Genomic DNA, 18,455 nt, shown 5'->3' with positions numbered 1-18,455 from the left:
GTTAGAGGTCGCAGTCGACCTGGTCGCAGGGCGGGATGGCGTTCGGTCCCTCGACCTTCTGGCGGAGCGCGACGTTCGCCGCGCCGCCGCCGCTCGGTTCGACGTTCTCGCCGGCCCAGACCGGGTTCATGGCTTGGTGGTCGCACTTCCGGAACCGGTTCGGCCCGAAGGTGCTGGGAACTTCCAGCCCCGGCAGGGTGTCTTTGACCTCCTCCGGGTCGCTGCTGCCGGTTTCGACGATTCCGTGCGCGGTCATCCGGATGGAGTCGTAGGCGACGCGCGCGAAACTGTCGGGCACCGAACCGTAGGCGTCCCGATATGCCGAGACGAACGACTGGTTGTCGCCGGTCTCGATTTTCGGGACGTACCGGACGCCGCCGTAGGTGCCGTAGGCCGCCGGACCGAGCGCGTTCCGGACGACTTGGAACGTCATCGTGGGACTCACGAGTTGCACGTCCTGTTTCAGTCCCTGATTCGCGGCCTGCTTCGTGAAGTTGATGAGGTCGCCGCCGGTCATGCCCAGCACTGCTACGTCGGCCTCGGAGTTGCTTATCTGACTGATGTACGACCCGTAGTTGGTCGCGCCGAGTTGCGACCGGGAGACGCCTACCTCCGTGAAGTCGTCGCTGGCCGCCTTCATCCGCGAACTCCACTCCCGGCGGACCGACTGGCCGTAGGCGTAGTCGGCGATGTGGAACCACACGTTCGTGCCGACGTTGTTGGCGGTCCACGGCGCCACCGCTTCCGCGACTTGCGCGGTGTGGGTCTCGGCCCGGAAGACGTACTCGTTGCACTCCGACCCCGTGATGTTCATCGCCGCCGCGCCGGGGTTGTATATCACCTCCTCGTTCGCCGCGAACGAGTTGAGCGCCAGCGCGGTCGAACTCGAAATCGCCCCCATCAGGTAGTTCGCGCCGTCCTGCTGGACGACCTTCTGGGCGACCTGCCGGCCGGTCGCGGTGTCGGCCTCGGTGTCCTCGTAGACGGCGTTCATCTCGAAGCCGAACTCGTCGCTCTCGTTGACGTGCTGGACCGCGAGTTTCGCGCCGTTGCGCTGGCCCTCGGCGAGTCCGCCGTAGGGTCCGGTCATCGGACTCAGGACGCCGTACGTCACCGAGTCGATTCCCTGATTGCCGAGTCCCGCTCCGCCGACGCACCCCGCGAGGGCGCCCACCCCCGAGAGGCCCGCGAGTCGGAGTACCGTCCGCCGCGAAGCGAGTCCGTCGGTCGTTCCACCCGTCGTTTCACCGCCACCTTGTGGGTTGGTTTCGCGCCCCATACCAGCTATGCGGAATCTTCAGTAATAAACTATCGTGTAGGATGTAGCCGCGACGGCGCCGAAATAACCCGTTACGTATCAAGAAATCGACTGACCACGGAACCTCGGGCGACCGGCCGCTACGCGAAGTGGGGCACGACCTCTTCACCCAGTCGCTCGACGCACTCGACCATGCGGTCGGTGCCGATACCGGGGTGGTACGTCCGGAAGATGAAGTGAACGTCGTCGCCGAGCGCCTCGCGGTACTCCTCCAACTGGTCGATTACCTGCTCGGGCGTGCCGAAGACGGCCTGCTCTTTCAACTCCCGCTTGCGCTCGTCGTCCAACTCCTCGACCTCCTCGCCCGAGAAAATCTCGGCGTAGCGCCGCTGGATGTAGAAGTAGCCGTCCTTCATCTGCTCCCACGCCGCCTCCTTCGAGTCGCCGACGAACCCGTGCTGGAGGACGTATATTCGGAAGTCGTCGTCCGCCTCGCCCTCCTCGGAGGAGTCGTCTCGCAGGCCTTCCTCTTCGCGGACGCTCCGGATGTCCTCGACGCGCTTTTCGACGCCCTCCACGGAGAGCGCCGAGGGCGCGCACCACGCGTCGGCGACCCGGGCCGCGCGCCGGACCGCGGGTTTCGCGGACCCGCCGTACATGACCGGAATCTCCGACTCCGGTTTCGGCGTCACGCTCGCGTCGGGCGACACGTCGTGGAACTCGGCGTCGTAATCCAGCGGCCCGTCGGACCACGCCGCCCGGAGCAGGTCGGTGGTGTCGCGCATGCGCTCGACCCGTTCCTCGCGGGGGACGCCGAACTCCTCGAATTCGGTCGGGTTCGACCCGATGGCGAGACCCAGCGTGAGTCGGCCGTCCGCGAGCAGGTCCACCGTCGCGGCGTCCTCCGCGAGTCTGACCCCGTCGTAGAGCGGCGCGAGCGCGATGCAGGTGCCGAGTTCGACGTTCTCGGTCTCGGCGGCCAGCGCACCGAGCGTCGGCATCGTCGCCGAGAGGTAGCCGTCCTCGGCGAAGTGATGCTCCGAGACCCACGCGCTGGCGAGGCCCGACTCGTCGATGGCCCGGCCGAGCGTCAGCATCTCGTCGTAGATTTCGCCCATCGACCGGTCGTCGTCGGGTCGCCGCTGGCAGGTGAACAGTCCGGTCCCGATTTCCATACCATAGGGTCGGCGGGGAGCGTCTTAGTGTTTTATGCGCGAGATGTCGCCGCGCCACGAAACACCGTCCCACGAGACTTATGTGGCGCGAGTGACGGAACAACCGCATGGTCGTGTTCGGCGCTGGCGGCGGAGGTAGACCGAGCGTCTCCCAGCAGTCAAACGAAGGTATCGGCGGCGGTGACGACGGCGGTTCGCCGACGGGAATCCTCGCGTTGGCCGTCCTGCTGGTCGTCTTCTTCCTCCTGCTCGTGCTGTTCGGCTAGCGAAGCGAACGCGGCGAACTGCGGTTCGTCTCGCGGACCGCGACCGAAATTATATGATGTCCAACTAATTAGCACTAGAACGATGAGTCTGAGCGCCGTCGTGAAAAAGGACTTCCGCGATTCGATTCGCTCGCACTCGCTCGTCTCCGTCACCGCGCTGTTCGCCCTCTTTGCCGCCGGTCTCGCCGCCATGCAGTTCGTCCCGACGATGTACCGGGACAGCGGCGTCGAGACGAGTACGCTGGCGCTGTTGAACAGCATGCGACAACCCACGGTCTTCTTCGTTCCGCTGGTCGGTCTCGCGCTGAGTTACCGGTCGATACTCGGCGAACGCGAGAGTGGGAGCATCAAACTCCTCTTGGGACTGCCGAACGCCCGGCGCGACGTGGTCCTCGGCAAGTTCCTCGGCCGGACCGCCGTCGTCGCCGTCTCGATACTCGCGAGTTACGCCGTCGCCGGCACCGTCGCGCTACTCACCTACGACTCGTTCGACTTCGTCGTCTTCGCCCTCTACACGCTCCTCACGCTCTTCTACGGGGCCGTCTACATCGGTATCGGAATCGGCTTTTCGGCCGTCTCGAAGTCGAGAGAGTGGGCGCTCGCGGGTGCCGCGGCGCTGTACGCGCTGTTTCTGGTCGGCTGGGACGTTCTCCTGCTCCTCCTCCAGTTTGCGGTCGTCGGTCCCGCCTCGGAACTCCCGGAGTCGGGACTCCCCGACTGGATGGACTTCGTCGGCCTCCTCAATCCGTCGTCGGCGTTCATGAAAGCCACGAGGGCGGTCATCCCGGAGTACCGCGAACTCACCGTCTTTCCGGAGGCGAGCGCGCTCTACCTCCAAGACTGGTTCGGCTTCGTGATTCTGGCGTTTTGGGGCGGCGTCCCGCTGTATCTCGGCTACCGCCGCTTCGACGGGATGGACTTGCAGACGTAGCGTCGCCGCGGGCCGCGCTCTCGCCGGCCGAGGCTACGTCTCGTCTTTCTGGACCGTCTCCCGGCCGATGAACCGGGGACGCTCCTCGACGGCGAGGAAGTTGTCGACGTCCTCGCGGGCCTCCTTGGCTTTGCCTTTGTCGGGGTCGTAGTCGCGCGACCCCTCGCTCCCGAGGGCGTCGTAGAGTTTGTCGAGGTCCTCGAAGTAGAGTTCGGCGACGCCGTCGAACTCGGCGTTCACGGGGTCGGTCGGCAGGACCGTCGCGTACCGGACCACGCCGTCGATTTCGCGGGCGATGGGGGTGTGGTTGTTCTGCCAGTAGTCGACGAACTCGTCGTGGCTCATCCCGTCCCGCCGGACGAGGAACGCCGAGTGCTTGTAGAGACCGTCGGTGTCGCCGTCCACCTCGTCCTTCTGGACGATTTCCTCGCCGATGAACCGGGGTCGCTCCTCGACGTCGAGGAAGTTGTCGACGTCCTCGCGGGCCTCCTTGGCTTTGCCCTTGTCGGGGTCGTAGTCGCGCGACCCCTCGCTCCCGAGGGCGTCGTGCAGGTCGTCCAACTCCTCGAAGTAGAGTTCGGCGAGACCGTCGAACTCGGCGTTCTCGGGGTCGGTCGGCAGGACGGTCTGGTAGCGCGCGACGCCTTCGATTTCGCGGGCGATGGGGGTGTGGTTGTTCTGCCAGTAGTCGACGAACTCGTCGTGGCTCATCCCGTCCTGTCGGACCAGCAGCGCGACGTGCTTGTACATAATCAGCGAAACAGTTGGAAGAATCATAAAACCATCCGGAAGTCGAGGGGCGACTCAGTGCCCGCCCGACGAGACGTGCAGGCCTACGATGCCCACGACGATGACGCAGATGAAGGCGACTCGCACGAGGTCGGCGGGTTCGTCGAACAGGACGATGCCGAGCGTCGCCGTACCGACCGCGCCGATGCCGGTCCAGACCGCGTAGGCGGTCCCGACCGGCAACTCCTCGACCGCCCTCGCCAGCAGCACCATGCTGACCACGAGGGCGAGGACCGTCGCGGCGGTCGGCACGGGTTTCGAGAGACCGTCCGAGTACTCCAGACCGATTGCCCACGCGACCTCGAACAGGCCAGCGACGAGGAGGACGTACCACGACATGGCCGTCGGTAGCCGACCCGCGGAGCTATGTCTTCCGTTCTCGACCCGCCGATCCAGAGCATCGCGAACTCAGCTCTTACATGTCGTATCGGTCGATTAGCAGCATTCCGACGACTATCGCGCCGATGACGAGGACCGGTGGGACGACGTCACCTTCGAAGTAGGCGACGAGCACGCCGGCGACGAGGCCGGCGAGGACCAGGCCGACGTTGCGCCACAAGACGCGGTCTGCGGAGAGTTCGTTCACGTCGGGTGCTGTGTCCCTCCTTTCACATAAATGATGGTTTTACAGCCCCGTCTCTCTGACGGAGAACTCGGGTCGGCGAGTCCTCATCTCGGTTCGGTGTCGAGTCCGGTGAATTCGAATCGCGCGCCGCCCCGCTCGCTCTCGGTCGCGGTCCACTCCCAGCCGTGTGCGTCAGCGATGCGCCGAACGATGGTGAGTCCCAGACCGGTCCCGTCCTCGGCCGTCGAGTAGCCCGCGTCGAACACCGCTTCCGCGTCGGATATCCCCCGCCCGTCGTCGGCGACGTAGAACCCGTCCTCCAAGTCGCCGACGGTTATCGTCACGTCCGTCCCGCCGTGTTCGACGGCGTTCCGAACCAGGTTTTCGAGTAACTGCTGCGCGCGGCCCCGGTCGCCCCGAACCGTCCGCGTCGTGTCGACGTCGAGTGTCGCTCGCTCCGTCTCGACGTTCTGCCAGCAGCGTTCGACGGCCTCCGAGAGCCGGATACGCTCGGCTTCGGTGGCGGTGTCGCCTTCCCGGGCGAGCGTCAGTAAGTCGTCGATAAGCGTTCGCATTCGCTTGTGGGAGTTCGCGACCTCATCGAGGTGCGTGCTGTCGTGTTCCTCGCGGGCCAGTTCGAGACGCCCCTCGGCGACGGTCAGGGGGTTCCGGAGGTCGTGGCTGACCACGCTGGCGAACTTCTCTAGGCTGTCGTTCTTCCGCTCTAACTCCCGCTCTCGACGCTTCCGTTCGGTGACGTTCCTCGAGAATCCGACCACGCAATCGCTCAGCCGCTCGGTCTGCAGCGACGTCAATCGGAGGTCGAGCACGAACTCCTCCTCGGGCACCTGAGGAGTCACCTCGACGCTCACCTGGTCCTCCTCGCCGCCGATTATCGCGTCGAACCCGTCCTCGAGGGCGGTCACCTCGTCCTCGGTGAGGATTCCGAGTTCCGAGAGGGTCGATACGTGTTGGCCTTCCCAGACGTCCTGCGGAATCCCCGAGGCTTCGGCCACGCGGTGATTCACGAACTCGAATCGGTGGTCGGAATCGACCACGTAGATGCCGTCCTCGGTGTTCTCCACGATGGTCTCGTACTGTTCGAGTTCCTGCTCGCGCTCCTCGCGCTCCGCCGCGTCGCGGGCGTACACGACGACGCCGTCGATGATCGGGTCGTCCAGCAGGTTCCGCCCCCGCACGCCGATCCACTGCCAGGACCCGTCGGCGTGCGCGAACCGGAACTCGGTCGTGACGCGTTCCTCCGGGCGTCGGACCTGATCGCTGAACTCCTCGACGACGCGCTCGCGGTCGTCGGGGTGGACGTAGTCGAACGCGTTCTCGCCGACCATTTCGTCGGCGGAATACCCGAGTATCCGTTCGGCGGCCGGGCTGAGATACTCGAACGTTCCGTCGGAGTCGACGACGGTTATCACGTCGGTCGACTCTTCGATCAGGTGTCGGTACCGAGCCTCCGTCTCCTTCACCTCCTGCTCGGCCCGATACTGGGCGACGGAGTTCTCGATCCGATTCGCGAGGAGTGTGTACTGCTCCGTGCCGGGGGTCTTCTGGAGGTAGTCCGTCACGCCGGCCGAGATTGCCTCGCTGGCGATCTCCTCGCTCCCCTTCCCGGTAAACAGGATGAATGGAAGTTCGGGGTAGTCCTCACGCACGGCGTCGAGGAAGTCGATTCCGTCCCGCTCGGCCATGTCGTAGTCCGATACGATGCAGTCGAAGTCCCCGTCGTCCAACCGCGCCAGCCCCTCGCTGACGCTGGTCACTGTCTCGACGGAGAACTGCCCGTCGGTCCGCTCCAGATACGTCGCGGTCAGCTCCGAGAAGTCGGGTTCGTCGTCGACGTGGAGCACTCGGACCGGCTCGTCCATTGCGTACTCGAACGAAACTGGCATCTAAAAAACTTGTCCCTCGAACTGCAGCTCGGCCCAAGATATTAGAGATTCTAATAGTTAGTGACGGTTTCACTTTCGTCAAACGCGGTTATGGCTTTACCCTCTAGACCACGCTCTTGGCACGCGGTCGCATCTCCTCTACACGCGACGAACCGCGTGGCAGTACCGCTCGACCGAGGACCAGAACCGATGTAATTCCTTTGCCATCACCCTCTGTCCGGACGAACCGGTCGACGTCGCGAGGACCGCGCCCCTGTCCAACCCGTGGGAAGTGACGACTGCCGTCCGGCACTGACCCAAAACTTATCCCGGTCTCATCGGAAATCGAAGGTGATGCCCTCCAACTACGACCGTCGCTCGCGCGGCAGACCGCTCGGAATCACGATACTCTGCCTCCTCGGGTTCCTCGGCGTGTTCGCCTCGTTCTTCGGGATGCTCGGTGTAATCGGCCGGGGCGGCCCGTTCGCCGTCCTCGGACTCGTGGGACTCGCGCTCGTCGTCGGGAGGGGAATCGTCCTCGTCGGCCTCTGGACGCTTCAGCGGTGGGGCTACAAGTGGGCGATTCGCCTGTACGTCTTGAGCGCGATTCTCGACCTCGTGACCTTCAGCATCGTCTCGCTGATAATCGACGTACTCATCGTCGCGTACATCGCCAGCAAGGCCGACCACTTCCGGTAGTCCTCGGCCGACCGACTCGGGTTGCAGAACTTCACCTACTTTCATTACTCGCCTCGGCGTAATCGCCTGCATGGGGTTTTATCAACGCAATTTCATGGAAGGCACTCGCGGCACGATGGGCGTCGACTGGGAGGAGCGCATCGACTTCCAGCGCATGCGACGCGAGCGCAAGGAGCGGGCCGTCGAGCGCCTGCAGGACACCGAGATGGGGAGCATGCTCCTGATAAACGACCCCAACGTTCGCTACGTGACCGGACTCGCCATGACCGGCGGGAGCGGTGCCGACCACTACACCCTCGTCACGGAGGACGGCGACGTGGTCCACTGGGACACCGCCGACCACGCGAGCAACCAGCGGTTCAACTGCCCGTGGTTGGACGACATCCGCTACGCCGTCCCCGGACTCGGCAACGTCCCCCGCGCGTCCGGCCGGGACTCGGCCCGCAATTGGCTGAAGGGCAAGATGGCAGACCTCGTCGTCGAGGCGATGGAGGAGTACGGCGTGAAGAAAGAGCCGATGGGAATCGACGTGGGCAATCAGGCCTTGGTTGCGGAGTTCGAGGACCGGGGCGTCGACGTGCGCCCCGGCGAGTGCGCACAGGTCATGGAGGACGCCCGGAAGGTCAAGACCCGCGACGAAATCGAGTGCCTGCGCATGGTCGCGGCCATCTGCGAGGCGGGCTTTCAGCGCATCACGGAGACCGCCAAGCCGGGCATGCGCGAGTCGGAGGTCTGGGGCGAGGCCACGAAGGAACTCTGGCGACTCGGCGCGATGGTGCAGGGCGGGTACGTCACCTCCGGGCCGAACACGTGGCCGAAGCATCAGGCCAACACGACCGACCGCGTCATCCGACCCGGAGACCTCGTCTACGCCGACTTCTACAACATCGGCTTCATGGGCTATCGTTCCTGTTACTACCGGACCTTCAGCGTCGGCGAACCCACGCAGGCCCAGAAGGACGCCTACGAGAAGGCCCGCGACGACCTCTACGACGTGCTGGAGCGCATCGAACCCGGCGCGACGACCGACGAAATCTGCGAAGGCTTCCCCGACGAGGAGGGCGAACACATGGACTGGTACGGCGCCGACGAGTTCTGGGAGATGACGACGAACCACTGGGCGCACGGTCTGGGCCTCCAACTCTACGAGGTTCCGCTCATCTGGCGCGGCCTCTCGCCCGACCACCCCATCGAAATCGAGGAGGGGATGACGATGGCCGTCGAGACGATGCGACCCGCCGACCGGCAGGGCGTCCGGGTCGAGGAGATGGTGGTCGTCCGCGAGAACGGCGTCGAGATTCTGAGCCAGTGGCCGGTTGAGGAGATTACGACCATCGAACACTGAACTGCCGCAAGTCCGCCGCTCTGGGCCGCTTAACTGCCCTCTCAACCACTAACCGCCGTCCTCGGCGTTCGCGCCGCCCGATGCGGTGAAAATCCGATGGGCGCGCGATGAACCGTCGCTCGGTACCGACTACTCGGACCCCTCGTCGGGCGGTAGCACGGTCGAAATCCGGGCGTTCTCCTTCAGTCGAATCCCGCCCGAGGCGACCGAGAAGGGGACTCGGCCGAGTTCCGTCAGTTCGAGCGTCGGGTGGAACGCGCCGCGCGTCCGCACCGCGTCGCGGGTCTGGACCGTCAGCGGCCGGTCCGCCGAGAGCGTCTCGTTGTACTCCACGAGGTACTGGCCGCCCTCCAAGTGCCACCACTGGTAGTCGTCGTCCCCGTCGTGCCACACCTTCTCGTGGGCCGAGAGGTTCGCGCCGTCGAGTTCGTCGCCGCCGAAGTCCACGCTGCCGGGCGTCTCGACGCGAAGCACCTCGTTGACGGTCAGGTCGAGGCCGCGGTCGGTCACTTGGGTCTCCTCGTGGAGCAGGCCCGAGACGAGCGTGGTGAGTTCGCTGGGTCGCATGGTCGCTCGGACCGACGAGCGCCAGCGTGAAAAGTGTCGGAGGCGGGTCGGTCTGTGGGCCTCACTCGCTCGTCTGACTGTACTTCTCGACCCACTCCTGCAAGGTGATGCCCATCGCGGACTGGGTGATGGCGTTGGAACTCGCGGAGTTGGCGCTCTTGACCAGCTCGGCTTCGAGCGTCCGTTTCGGCACCTCGCCGAGGAAGTGGGGAATCGCGCGCTGGACCGCCAGCGGACACCCGACCTCGTGGGACAGCGCGTACCCCGAGAGGGAGTGGGGAATCTCCTCGCTGGCGTATCGCGGGTCGGGGTCCAGCAGTCGCTCCTCGTCCACGTGGTCCACGTACTCGTAGCACTTGCCCACGTCGTGGAGCAGGCACGCGGCCCGAATCACGTCGAAGTCGGGGTCCGCGCCGTGGAAGTCTCGCTGCTGCTCGGCGGACTCGACCGCGATTCTGGTCACGCCCCGGACGTGTTCGACGTTCGTGACCTCGTGGATGTTCCACGCGTAGGGGATGTCGGACACGTCCTTCCACCCGCCGCGTTCGAGTCCGAGCGTCCACGCTTCGACCACTCGCTCGCGCAAGTCCTCGTCCTCGATGTCCCGAATCTCGGGGAAGGCGTCTCGGACCTGCGCCTCGTAGTTCGGAGGGTCGTCGGTCATACCTCGGAAGTCTGTCGGCCGAACCGTAAGCGTTCGTGTCTCGGAAGCGACGTTTCCGGGGTCGATGATTCTGGAGGCGACGTTTCCGGGTCGAGTGCGCCCGTCGGGCGGACGACCCCGATTGCGGTCACTCTGTGATGTCGACGACGCACTCTGCGGCGTCGGCGACGGCTAGCGCCGACGGTTCGACGCGTCGCGGCGGGGCCAGCAACCACTTCCGCGTCACTCGCGTACTCGATTCGTATGCGAACCGCATTCCACCTCACCAGCGGCGACGAGGACCAGCAGAAGACCGTGCTCACCATCGCGGAGAACCTCTCGAACGACGAGACCATCGAGATGGACGACATCGTGGTCGTCGCGCAGTCGAAGGGCATCGACCCGCTGACGGTCGGCGGCACCCACAGCGGAACGGTCGAATCGCTCATGACCGAGGGCATCGAGTTCCGGGCCTGCAGCAACACGCTCGACATGATGGACATCGAGGACGGTGACCTCGTGGAGGGCGTCGAGAAGGTCTCCTCCGGCGCGAGCGAACTGACCCGATTGCAGGACGACGGCTACGCGTACCTCCGTCCCTAACTCTGGCTTTCCCTTAGCAATATATAAACTTCTTTTCGGTGACGCTGTATTGCTCACCGTTCCGTTTCCGCGCTCGGCTACCGTTTCGCGCTGGTTACCGTTCCCGGGGACGGCGCGTTCGAGGCCGACCCGACGCTCGCGGCCACCGCGTCTCCGGGGAACTTAGCTCCCCTCGAACTGCTTGAACCGCCGGAGGAACACGGCGTAGGCGTCCTGCCGTCGGAGGTGGCGTATCACGTACTGGGTGGGGTAGAACCCCCGCTGGGGGAATCGTTCGGGCGTCTTCACGTCGGCGACGACCCGCCCTCGCAGTCCCCGCAGGAACTCGGTGGTTATCATCGGTTCGAGGAAGGTGATTTCGCCGTCGAACGACCCGTATATCCACGTGTGCGTGAACGGTTCCCCTGACAACTCCGGCGCCTCGGAGTCGACCCAGTGGTTGCCCATCAGCGGCACGGTGTCGTCCGTCGAGACGTACCCCTCCGGCAACTGGGCGTCGGGCAGCGGTTCGGTGCCGCGCGCTTGCACCTCACAGGGCACCGCGGCCTCGGGCGCGCCGTCTCCGTCGGCGTCGCACTCGCCGGGCGGAATCTCTCGGTGGACCGCCGCACGCTCCATCGTGTAGAAGTGGAAGTCGAAGTGCGGCACGTCGTAGACCTCCCTCGGGAGGTGCCCGCTCGGGTTCCAGTCGACGCTCGCCCACTCGAAGTTCGACGCGTCCTCGGCGGCCGCCGGAAGCGGAAGTTCGGTGATGCGGGACGGCGACTCCCCGCCCTGGGGCAGGCCGTCGAGCGCGTCGGCGGTGAACCAGACGCCGAGGTAGCGCGGCGCGCCCGACCTCCCCTCGGCGAAGAACGTCGCCATCGTCCCGTCGCCCAGTCGCTTCGGCCGACCCCAGTGGGTCCGGTCGCTCGGCGGGAACCGCTCCTGTGCGCTCGCGGTCCCGGCGACCCCGAGTCCGAGCGCGACCACTCCCGCTCCGAGTGACTGCAGCGCTGTGCGTCTCCCTACTCTCGGCCGCCGGTCTGGTTCGGGTCGTTCGTTCATGTCCCCACCTGACGCCCCCGCTACGCTGACTCCGTAGAAATAACTATTGTCAACCCTGCGTCGTCCCGCACTCGGTGCAGGTGAGTTCGAAGGTGCCGTCCACCATGCCGACGTCCTGCGTCGTCTCGTCCTCGCACTCCGGGCAGTAGGCCCGCGACTGGAGTTCGTCCCAGTCGTGGGTCGCGCCGGGCGCGCCGAGCGCCCACCCTTCGACCGTCTCCTCGCCGTCGTTGTACCCCTTCTGGAACTCGCCGGGCGGGAACCGAATCAACTCGCCGGCCTCCACCGTCACCTCGTCTCGCTCCAGTCCGACCTCGAACGTCGCGGTCCCCGACTCGACGTAGAAGACCTCCTCTTGGTCGTCGTGCCGGTGGAGGCCGCCCGAGAACGACTCGCCGGACTCCAGCACGAAGTAGTTCATCGCGAAGTGGTCGGTGCCGAGCGCACGCGAGACCGGTTTGCGGACGCTGTGAACTTTCATCGGATTTCGCTCGTTGTCGACCTCGTCGACGGCGACTTTCTCCATGGCGGACACAGGTCGGACGCCCGGAAAAAGCTGTTCGAACTGACATTCGGTTTTCGAGGATTCCCCGCTGACGTGGACGGTATCGGGAGAGAAGGCTTTCAGAAATCGGCTCGTCAGTCTCGTACTACTCCAGCGGCTCCAGTCCTTCCTCGGCGCGCAGGGCGTCGATGTACGCCCGGAAGCCGGCTTCGAGGTCGTACTCGGGGTCGTAGCCCAAGTCCTCTTGGGCGTCGGTCATGTCGAGCTTCTGAGTCCACGGGAGTTCGCCCTCGTCGCTGACCTCGATGTCGGCGTCGGGCATAATCGAGCGCACCGCTTCGGCGGCCTCCCGAATCGTGGCGACCTCGCCCCGGACGTTGTAGATGCGCTGGCTCAGGTCTTCCTCGGGAGCGAACGCCGCCTTCCGGAAGGCTTGGGCGATGTCCTCGACGTACTGCCAGTCGATGACTTGGTCGCCGTACTCGACCGAGAACGACTCGCCGACCGCCGGTTTCTCCACGATGTCCGCGAGGAAGGCCGACCCGCCGGTCTCGCGGTAGGGGCCGTAGGCGACGGTCGGGCGCAGGCCGACGTGGCTCACGTCGTGGTCCTCGAAGTACACCTTCGCCTGATGCTCGTTGTACTCCTTTGTCGCGCCGTAGAGCGTGTCGGGGTACACCAAGTCGTCCTCGTCGACCCACTCGTCCTCGTAGTTCGCGGGCGGAGCGTACACCGCGGCGGAGGAGGCCCACGCCACGCGCTCGACTTGGTCGGAGAGCGTCCGGGCGGCCTCGAAGACGTTGTTCGTGCCCATGACGTTGACTTCGGCGGCGCCGCGGGGATTGTCCCGCGCGAGGTTGGTCAGGAGCGCCGCGAGGTGGACGACTCGGGTCGCGCCCGACTCGCGGACCGCCCGAATCACGCTGGTCGGGTCGGTGATGTCGCCCCGGACGACCGTCACGTCGTCGGCGACGCCGAGTTTCCCCAGAATCCGGGTGTCGGTCGAGAGGTCGTAGGCCACCACGTCGTGACCCGCCTCGACGAGGTCCTGCGCGACGTAGGAACCGATGAAGCCGGTGCCGCCCGTGACGAGTACCGTCTCTGAGTCCGTCATCCCTCGCAAATCTGTCGGCGACCGTAAAAAAAGTGCAGCAACTTATTAGAATTGTTTCACGATGGTCGGTGGCGTTCGTCATACCTGACCGGACTCTCGTCGCGTATCTCCCGGTACTACTCGAACGGTTCGAGCCACGACTCTCGGCCCTCTAACTCCTCGGGGAACGCCTGCAGGCCTTGCGGATTGGCGGAACTCGTGCCCTCTCGCTAAACTCCCCAGAATGGTCCGACGGATGATGGCTCCGGAAGCGTCGCTTTCTCCTGTCGGTCACTCCTACCACGCGCCGTGACCGAACGCGAGAATCGAGGGCAAGAGAACTCCGGCCGCGCGAACCTCGGTCACGAGAACCGCGGGTTCCGACGCCTCTTCGGGGACGCCGACCTCTCGGTCGGCCTGTTCTTCCCCATCACGACCAGCGAGGAGGACGTACCGCCGACGAACGACCAGATGGAACTCGCGCGGTACGCCGAGGAGTTGGGCTTCGACGCGCTCTGGGTCCGTGACGTGCCGACCTACTGGCCCAAGTTCGGCGACGCGGGGCAGGTGTACGACCCGTGGGTCTACCTCGGGCAGGTCGCGGCCCGGACCGACGACATCGCGCTGGCGACGGGGAGCGTCGTCCTACCGCTTCGCCATCCGCTGCACGTCGCGAAGTCGGCCGCGTCGGTGGACCGACTCTCCGACGGCCGCCTCGTGCTGGGCGTCGCCACGGGCGACCGCTCGCCGGAGTACTCCGCGTTCGGCGTCGCGGAGGAGTCGCGCGGCGAGCGGTTCCGCGAACACGTCCGGGTCCTCCGGACGGTCTGGACCGAGGAGTTCCCGGAAGTCGAGTCGTCGTACGGGACGCTGGACGGGAGCCTCGACGTGGTTCCCAAACCCACCGCAGAGACGCTTCCCCTGCTCGTGACCGGCAACTCCCGCCAGTCGCTCGACTGGATATCCGACAACGGCGACGGTTGGCTCCACTATCAGATGCCACTGAACACGACCGAGAGCGTCGTCGGCGACTGGCGCGAGGCGGCGGGCGACAAACCGTTCGCGCAGGCGACGACGGTGAACCTGAAGGCCGACCCCGAGGCCGAGATGGAACACGTCCATCAGGGGTTCGCGGCGGGCAGCGAGTGGTTCGTCGAGCACTTCCGGGCGCTCGCGGACCGCGGCGTGGACCACCTCGCGATAGGCATCCGGGGCAGCGACCGGGACGCCCGGACGGTGCTGGCGCAGTTCGCCGACGAGGTGCTGGACGAGGTGTAGTCCCGGCCGACGGCCGCCCGGGTCGCGGCGACCGAATCCCAACCGTAATTAACGCTCACTTCATGGTAACTGGCGATGGGCTACGTTTCACGGGCCGTCGCTGGCCTCGGCGCACGGCGCGTCCTCTTCGCTCTCGGCGGCGCGTACGCCGCGGTCGCAGTCGGAATCGCGGTCACGCAAACCGGCGAACAGACCGTCGGCGAAGCGCTGATTTCTCCCCTCCTTCTCGCCACGAGCGGTCTCGTACTCTCCTACTGCGGTTATCGGCTCCCCCGGACGAACGTCCGGCCCGACCTCTTCCACGTCGTCGCCAGTTGGTGCCTTCGGGCTTTCGGGGTCATGTTCGGTATCGCGCTCTCCGCGGAACTCCTCGGTAGCCTCGACGACCCCGTCTCGGGGTTCGTCGTCCTCCCCTCGCTCGCCAGCGTCGCCGGCCTCGGCATGGGGTATCACGACGCCAAGGCCAGAACTCGGGCGCTGGACGCCGAGGAGCGCCAGCGGGAGGCCGAGCGCTACAGTCGGGAACTCGAACGCTACCACACCATCGTCGAGACGGTCAACGACGGCATCTTCGTCGTGGACGAGGAGAGCCGATTCACGTTAGTCAACGACGCCTACACCGAGTTGGTCGGCTACGACCGCGAGGAACTCGTCGGGTCGCCCTCGTCGCTCGTCGCGGCCGAAGAGACGGACGTGGACGCGATGTCGCGGGAGGTTAGTCACGACCTCGGGGACGGGACCGCCGAGACGAAGACGTACGAATCGATAGTTCGGACCGCGTCGGGCGAGAGGAAGGAGGTCGAATCGACCGTCGCGGTCCTGCCCGAACAGGACGACGCCGCCCACGACAAGGTCGTCGTCGTGCGCGACATCACCGAGCGCAACGAGCGCGAGCGGCAACTCGAACAGCAGAACGAGCGCCTCGACAGTTTCGCGAGTCTGCTCGCCCACGAACTCCGCAATCCCGTCACCATCGGTCAGATATACAGCCAGCAGTTACCGGCGGAGGCCGATTCGGGAGCGGTCGAGTACGTCACCGAAGCGTTCGACCGCATCGAGGACATGATAGACGTGATGCTGGTCGTGACGCGGGGTCGGGAGGCGCTCTCGGAGAGCGCGCCGGTGGAACTCGCTGATGCGGCGCGAGAGGCGTGGAACGAGGTGGACGCCCCCGACGCCACGCTGGAGGTGGAGATAGACCGGACCATCGAGGCCGACGAGACGTACGTCCGCCACCTGTTCCGGAACCTGTTCGAGAACGCCGTCGAACACGGCGGTCCGCAGGTGACGGTCACGGTCGGCGAACTGCCGACCGGATTCTACGTCGCCGACGACGGGACCGGCATCCCGACCGACCAGCGCGACGCCGTGTTCGAGACGGGGTACACGACGGCGGGCAGTAACGGCGGCATGGGACTCGGGTTGACGTTCGTCAACGAGATGGCCGACGTGTACGAGTGGGACTGTTCGGTGACGGAGAGCGAGACGGGCGGCGCGCGCTTCGAGTTCGCGAACGCGACCGAGGCCGTGGCGTAGCGTTCGTTCCGAATTTGGTTCACCTATCCTCTCGAACCAGCAGATACGCCAACAGCACCGCGAGCGTGACCTCCGAGACGATGGCGAGAAATTTCACCGGTCCGGCGAACAAGTGGTCCAGCAGGAAGGGAACGAGCGGTCCCGCGTGGGTGGCACCCTCCCCGAACAGCAGCAGCGGTCGGTGGCCGGTGGCGTGCCACGCGAAGTAGCCGACGACGTAGACGGCCATGAGGAGGATGCCGCCGACGTAGAGCGGGCGTCGGTAGCGACCCTGCGCGGCCAGCAGGAGGCCGACGACGAGGACGACGCCCGAGAAGACGAACAGCGGCCACCGGAGGTCTCGGGGAATCAGGAATCCGGCGCTCGCCCAGCGAACCCAGTTGTAGAGGCCGAGCGTGACGTGAATCACCGCGACGAGTACTGCGAGGTGGGCCGCGAGCAGGTGGACGGGGGACGATAGGCCGGAGTCCACTGGCGACGACGGGTTTTGCTCCTCGGTTCCCATCGTCGGTAATTTGGTGGACGTTGACAAATGCCTCACGGTTTTTCGGGCGCACCCTCGGCAACCGCCTATAGGTGTGTGAAAACAACTACTGATATCCTTGAAACACCTATATCTTTCTTTAAGGTAACTACAAATGTCTACCGAGTCCGAGAGACGGTTCACTACGATTACCTGTCTCGCCGAGTTGACGGAGACGTCCCGTCGCGTCGAAAGCGGTGTTCCGCCACGTCGAAAGAGACGTGGGGGTCGTCGACTCACGCGCTCTGTTCGATGGCCTCGAGTTGTGCCTTGAGTTGGGTCATCGCTTGCTCGGGCTTGCCGCCCTTGGCGAACGCGCCGTTGACCTGCTGGGCTATCTTCGACGATTCGGCGGGCCAGACCGGCGTGACCGGTCGCGGAATCGCGTTCTCGCCCGCGATTCGAAGCTGCTCGACGAACTGGCCCATGACGGGCACCTGCTTGGCCCGCTCCGAGGTCAGAAGCTGGGGCTCCGGCGGCACGTTGCCGATGACCTCGAAAAGCTTGTACTTGAACTCGTCGCTCATCATCGCCTTCAGCACCTCGACGGCCGCCTCCTTGTTCTTCGAGTTGGGGTTGATGGCGTTGTGCCACCCGCCCAAGGCGGCGACCGGACCGCCCGTCAGCGGATACTTCGCCTGTTTCTCGGTCTTGGCGTACGGAATCGGCATTACCCCGAGGTCCTTTCCGAGGTTCTCCTCGGAGCCGCTGATGTTGATGGCGTACGGCCAGTTGCGGTGCATCACCGCGTTGCCGTTCGTGAACGGCTTGCGCGACGGTTCTTCGGTCCACTGCATCACCGCCGCGGGCGCGATGTTCCCCTGATACTTGCTCAAGGTGTTGTTCGCGTTCGAGCCGTGGATGAACGTCCGAACCATCTTGATGGCGTTGACGACCTGTGGCTCGTCCACGGTGATGGGCCGGTCGCCCACCGGACCGAACAGGTACTGCTCGGGGTTGCCGAAGTACGCTCCGCCCCAACTCGTCATGAACTCGTTGAAGTCACAGCACGACAGGCCTTCGTAGGCGCTGCCTTGGAAGGTGTAGCCGTACTGGACGTCGTTGCTGTTCATCGCTTCCTTCGTCACCTGCGAGAACTTCTGCCACGTCATCGACTCGGTGGCCCACTTCTCGAAGTCCGACTGCCCGTACCCGGCGTTCTTCAGGTACTGCTTGTTGTACTGCATCGTCGGGAAGTCCGGGTATATCGGGAGCGCGTAGAGGTCGCCGTCGGGCCCCTTCGCCGTCGAGACGCTCGCGTCGAAGTACTGGTTCTCGACCCGCTGGATGCGACTCTTCGGGAAGTTCTCCGCCTGACTCAGGTTCATCAACTGGTTCCGGACGACGAACGGAATCGTCCATCCGCTGTCCACCCACAGTATGTCCGGTTTCGCCCGACCGGCCGACAGCCACTGCTGATACTGTGCCCGCCGGTTGTCGGTCACTGACGGTCCCGCGAGGAGTTCGATTTCGATATCCTTCGAGAGACCGTTGTCGTACAGCACCGGCTCGAGTTCCTGATTCCACGGCTGTCCCTTGAAGTCCGGGTCGGTCGCCCACTGGAGCGTCGTCCCGCCCTGCTGCACTTCACCTACGGTCCCCGACTCTACGTATCCCGTCAAACCGGCCGCGGCCCCCGATGCGCCGACGGCCTTGACGAACTGACGTCTCGAACGTCCGTCACTGTCATGTGCCATTGTATCCCGCACCCTCCGGCCGGAGAACGACCTTTCACGGTAAAACAGC

20 protein-coding genes are annotated in these 18,455 nt (G+C 65.3%); 7 read left to right on the top strand and 13 right to left on the bottom strand.

The window, feature by feature from the left end; all coding sequences use genetic code 11:
• Position 1: 1 nt before the first annotated feature.
• Positions 2–1,279: an ABC transporter substrate-binding protein gene (locus M0R89_RS19570; RefSeq protein WP_256478567.1), complete on the bottom strand. Its 1,278-nt coding sequence runs from the start codon at positions 1,277–1,279 to the stop codon at positions 2–4.
• Between the two features lie 119 nt (positions 1,280–1,398).
• Entirely contained in the window at positions 1,399–2,433 is a 1,035-nt protein-coding gene (locus M0R89_RS19565; protein ID WP_248652395.1) for an LLM class flavin-dependent oxidoreductase, read from the bottom strand.
• A 107-nt stretch (positions 2,434–2,540) separates the two neighbouring features.
• Between M0R89_RS19565 and M0R89_RS19560 the strand changes: the two genes are divergently transcribed.
• Positions 2,541–2,699: a hypothetical protein gene (locus tag M0R89_RS19560; protein WP_248652394.1), complete on the top strand. Its 159-nt coding sequence runs from the start codon at positions 2,541–2,543 to the stop codon at positions 2,697–2,699.
• Between the two features lie 82 nt (positions 2,700–2,781).
• Entirely contained in the window at positions 2,782–3,630 is an 849-nt protein-coding gene (locus M0R89_RS19555; protein ID WP_248652393.1) for an ABC transporter permease subunit, read from the top strand.
• A gap of 33 nt (positions 3,631–3,663) precedes the next feature.
• On the opposite strand, the gene M0R89_RS19550 is transcribed toward M0R89_RS19555, so the two are convergent.
• The 4 genes from M0R89_RS19550 to M0R89_RS19535 all read right to left on the bottom strand — a co-directional run bounded on the left by M0R89_RS19550 (position 3,664) and on the right by M0R89_RS19535 (position 6,867).
• Entirely contained in the window at positions 3,664–4,380 is a 717-nt protein-coding gene (locus M0R89_RS19550) for an EthD domain-containing protein (RefSeq protein ID WP_248652392.1), read from the bottom strand.
• 54 nt (positions 4,381–4,434) lie between these two features.
• Positions 4,435–4,758 (bottom strand): quaternary ammonium compound efflux SMR transporter SugE, encoded by a 324-nt coding sequence (gene sugE, locus M0R89_RS19545; protein ID WP_248652391.1) that lies wholly within the window; start codon positions 4,756–4,758, stop codon positions 4,435–4,437.
• Between the two features lie 76 nt (positions 4,759–4,834).
• Positions 4,835–5,005: a hypothetical protein gene (locus M0R89_RS19540; protein ID WP_248652390.1), complete on the bottom strand. Its 171-nt coding sequence runs from the start codon at positions 5,003–5,005 to the stop codon at positions 4,835–4,837.
• An 83-nt stretch (positions 5,006–5,088) separates the two neighbouring features.
• Complete coding sequence (locus M0R89_RS19535; RefSeq protein ID WP_248652389.1) at positions 5,089–6,867, bottom strand: hybrid sensor histidine kinase/response regulator; 1,779 nt, start codon at positions 6,865–6,867, stop codon at positions 5,089–5,091.
• Between the two features lie 357 nt (positions 6,868–7,224).
• On the opposite strand from M0R89_RS19535, the gene M0R89_RS19530 reads away from it, so the two are divergent.
• Both M0R89_RS19530 and M0R89_RS19525 read left to right on the top strand, forming a co-directional pair.
• On the top strand, positions 7,225–7,569 hold the full coding sequence (locus M0R89_RS19530; protein ID WP_248652388.1) for a hypothetical protein: 345 nt from the start codon (positions 7,225–7,227) through the stop codon (positions 7,567–7,569).
• 70 nt (positions 7,570–7,639) lie between these two features.
• Positions 7,640–8,914: a M24 family metallopeptidase gene (locus M0R89_RS19525; RefSeq protein WP_438267690.1), complete on the top strand. Its 1,275-nt coding sequence runs from the start codon at positions 7,640–7,642 to the stop codon at positions 8,912–8,914.
• A 129-nt stretch (positions 8,915–9,043) separates the two neighbouring features.
• Here the strand turns inward: M0R89_RS19525 and M0R89_RS19520 are convergent, their stop codons facing one another.
• Together M0R89_RS19520 and M0R89_RS19515 are read right to left on the bottom strand one after the other, a co-directional pair.
• Positions 9,044–9,481: a dCTP deaminase/dUTPase family protein gene (locus tag M0R89_RS19520; RefSeq protein ID WP_248652386.1), complete on the bottom strand. Its 438-nt coding sequence runs from the start codon at positions 9,479–9,481 to the stop codon at positions 9,044–9,046.
• Between the two features lie 61 nt (positions 9,482–9,542).
• Complete coding sequence (locus M0R89_RS19515) at positions 9,543–10,145, bottom strand: HD domain-containing protein (RefSeq protein WP_248652385.1); 603 nt, start codon at positions 10,143–10,145, stop codon at positions 9,543–9,545.
• A 243-nt stretch (positions 10,146–10,388) separates the two neighbouring features.
• Here M0R89_RS19515 and M0R89_RS19510 point away from each other — a divergent pair, with 243 nt between their 5' ends.
• The gene (locus M0R89_RS19510; RefSeq protein WP_248652384.1) at positions 10,389–10,727 is read left to right on the top strand and encodes a DsrE family protein; all 339 of its coding nucleotides are present in this window, start codon (positions 10,389–10,391) and stop codon (positions 10,725–10,727) included.
• A gap of 162 nt (positions 10,728–10,889) precedes the next feature.
• Here M0R89_RS19510 and M0R89_RS19505 read toward each other — a convergent pair whose 3' ends face one another.
• The 3 genes from M0R89_RS19505 to M0R89_RS19495 all read right to left on the bottom strand — a co-directional run bounded on the left by M0R89_RS19505 (position 10,890) and on the right by M0R89_RS19495 (position 13,393).
• Positions 10,890–11,774, bottom strand: a complete 885-nt coding sequence (locus M0R89_RS19505; RefSeq protein ID WP_248652383.1) for a DUF5602 domain-containing protein — start codon at positions 11,772–11,774, stop codon at positions 10,890–10,892.
• A 49-nt stretch (positions 11,775–11,823) separates the two neighbouring features.
• Positions 11,824–12,300 (bottom strand): cupin domain-containing protein, encoded by a 477-nt coding sequence (locus M0R89_RS19500; protein WP_248652382.1) that lies wholly within the window; start codon positions 12,298–12,300, stop codon positions 11,824–11,826.
• A gap of 124 nt (positions 12,301–12,424) precedes the next feature.
• Positions 12,425–13,393 carry an NAD-dependent epimerase/dehydratase family protein gene (locus tag M0R89_RS19495; RefSeq protein ID WP_248652381.1) on the bottom strand — a complete coding sequence of 323 codons (969 nt, stop codon included), beginning with the start codon at positions 13,391–13,393 and terminating at the stop codon, positions 12,425–12,427.
• A 288-nt stretch (positions 13,394–13,681) separates the two neighbouring features.
• Between M0R89_RS19495 and M0R89_RS19490 the strand changes: the two genes are divergently transcribed.
• Both M0R89_RS19490 and M0R89_RS19485 read left to right on the top strand, forming a co-directional pair.
• The gene (locus tag M0R89_RS19490; protein WP_248652380.1) at positions 13,682–14,650 is read left to right on the top strand and encodes an LLM class oxidoreductase; all 969 of its coding nucleotides are present in this window, start codon (positions 13,682–13,684) and stop codon (positions 14,648–14,650) included.
• Positions 14,651–14,725: 75 nt separating this feature from the next.
• The gene (locus tag M0R89_RS19485; RefSeq protein ID WP_248652379.1) at positions 14,726–16,186 is read left to right on the top strand and encodes a PAS domain S-box protein; all 1,461 of its coding nucleotides are present in this window, start codon (positions 14,726–14,728) and stop codon (positions 16,184–16,186) included.
• 19 nt (positions 16,187–16,205) lie between these two features.
• On the opposite strand, the gene M0R89_RS19480 is transcribed toward M0R89_RS19485, so the two are convergent.
• Positions 16,206–16,691 (bottom strand): hypothetical protein, encoded by a 486-nt coding sequence (locus M0R89_RS19480; RefSeq protein ID WP_248652378.1) that lies wholly within the window; start codon positions 16,689–16,691, stop codon positions 16,206–16,208.
• A gap of 254 nt (positions 16,692–16,945) precedes the next feature.
• The gene (locus M0R89_RS19475) at positions 16,946–18,406 is read right to left on the bottom strand and encodes an extracellular solute-binding protein (RefSeq protein WP_248652377.1); all 1,461 of its coding nucleotides are present in this window, start codon (positions 18,404–18,406) and stop codon (positions 16,946–16,948) included.
• Positions 18,407–18,455 lie beyond the last annotated feature (49 nt).

This window comes from Halorussus limi, from assembly GCF_023238205.1.
GTDB classification, from domain to species: Archaea; Halobacteriota; Halobacteria; order Halobacteriales; family Haladaptataceae; genus Halorussus; species Halorussus limi.
Note: the sequence above shows the minus strand (reverse complement) of the source record. Positions and strands in the feature narration are given on the sequence as shown.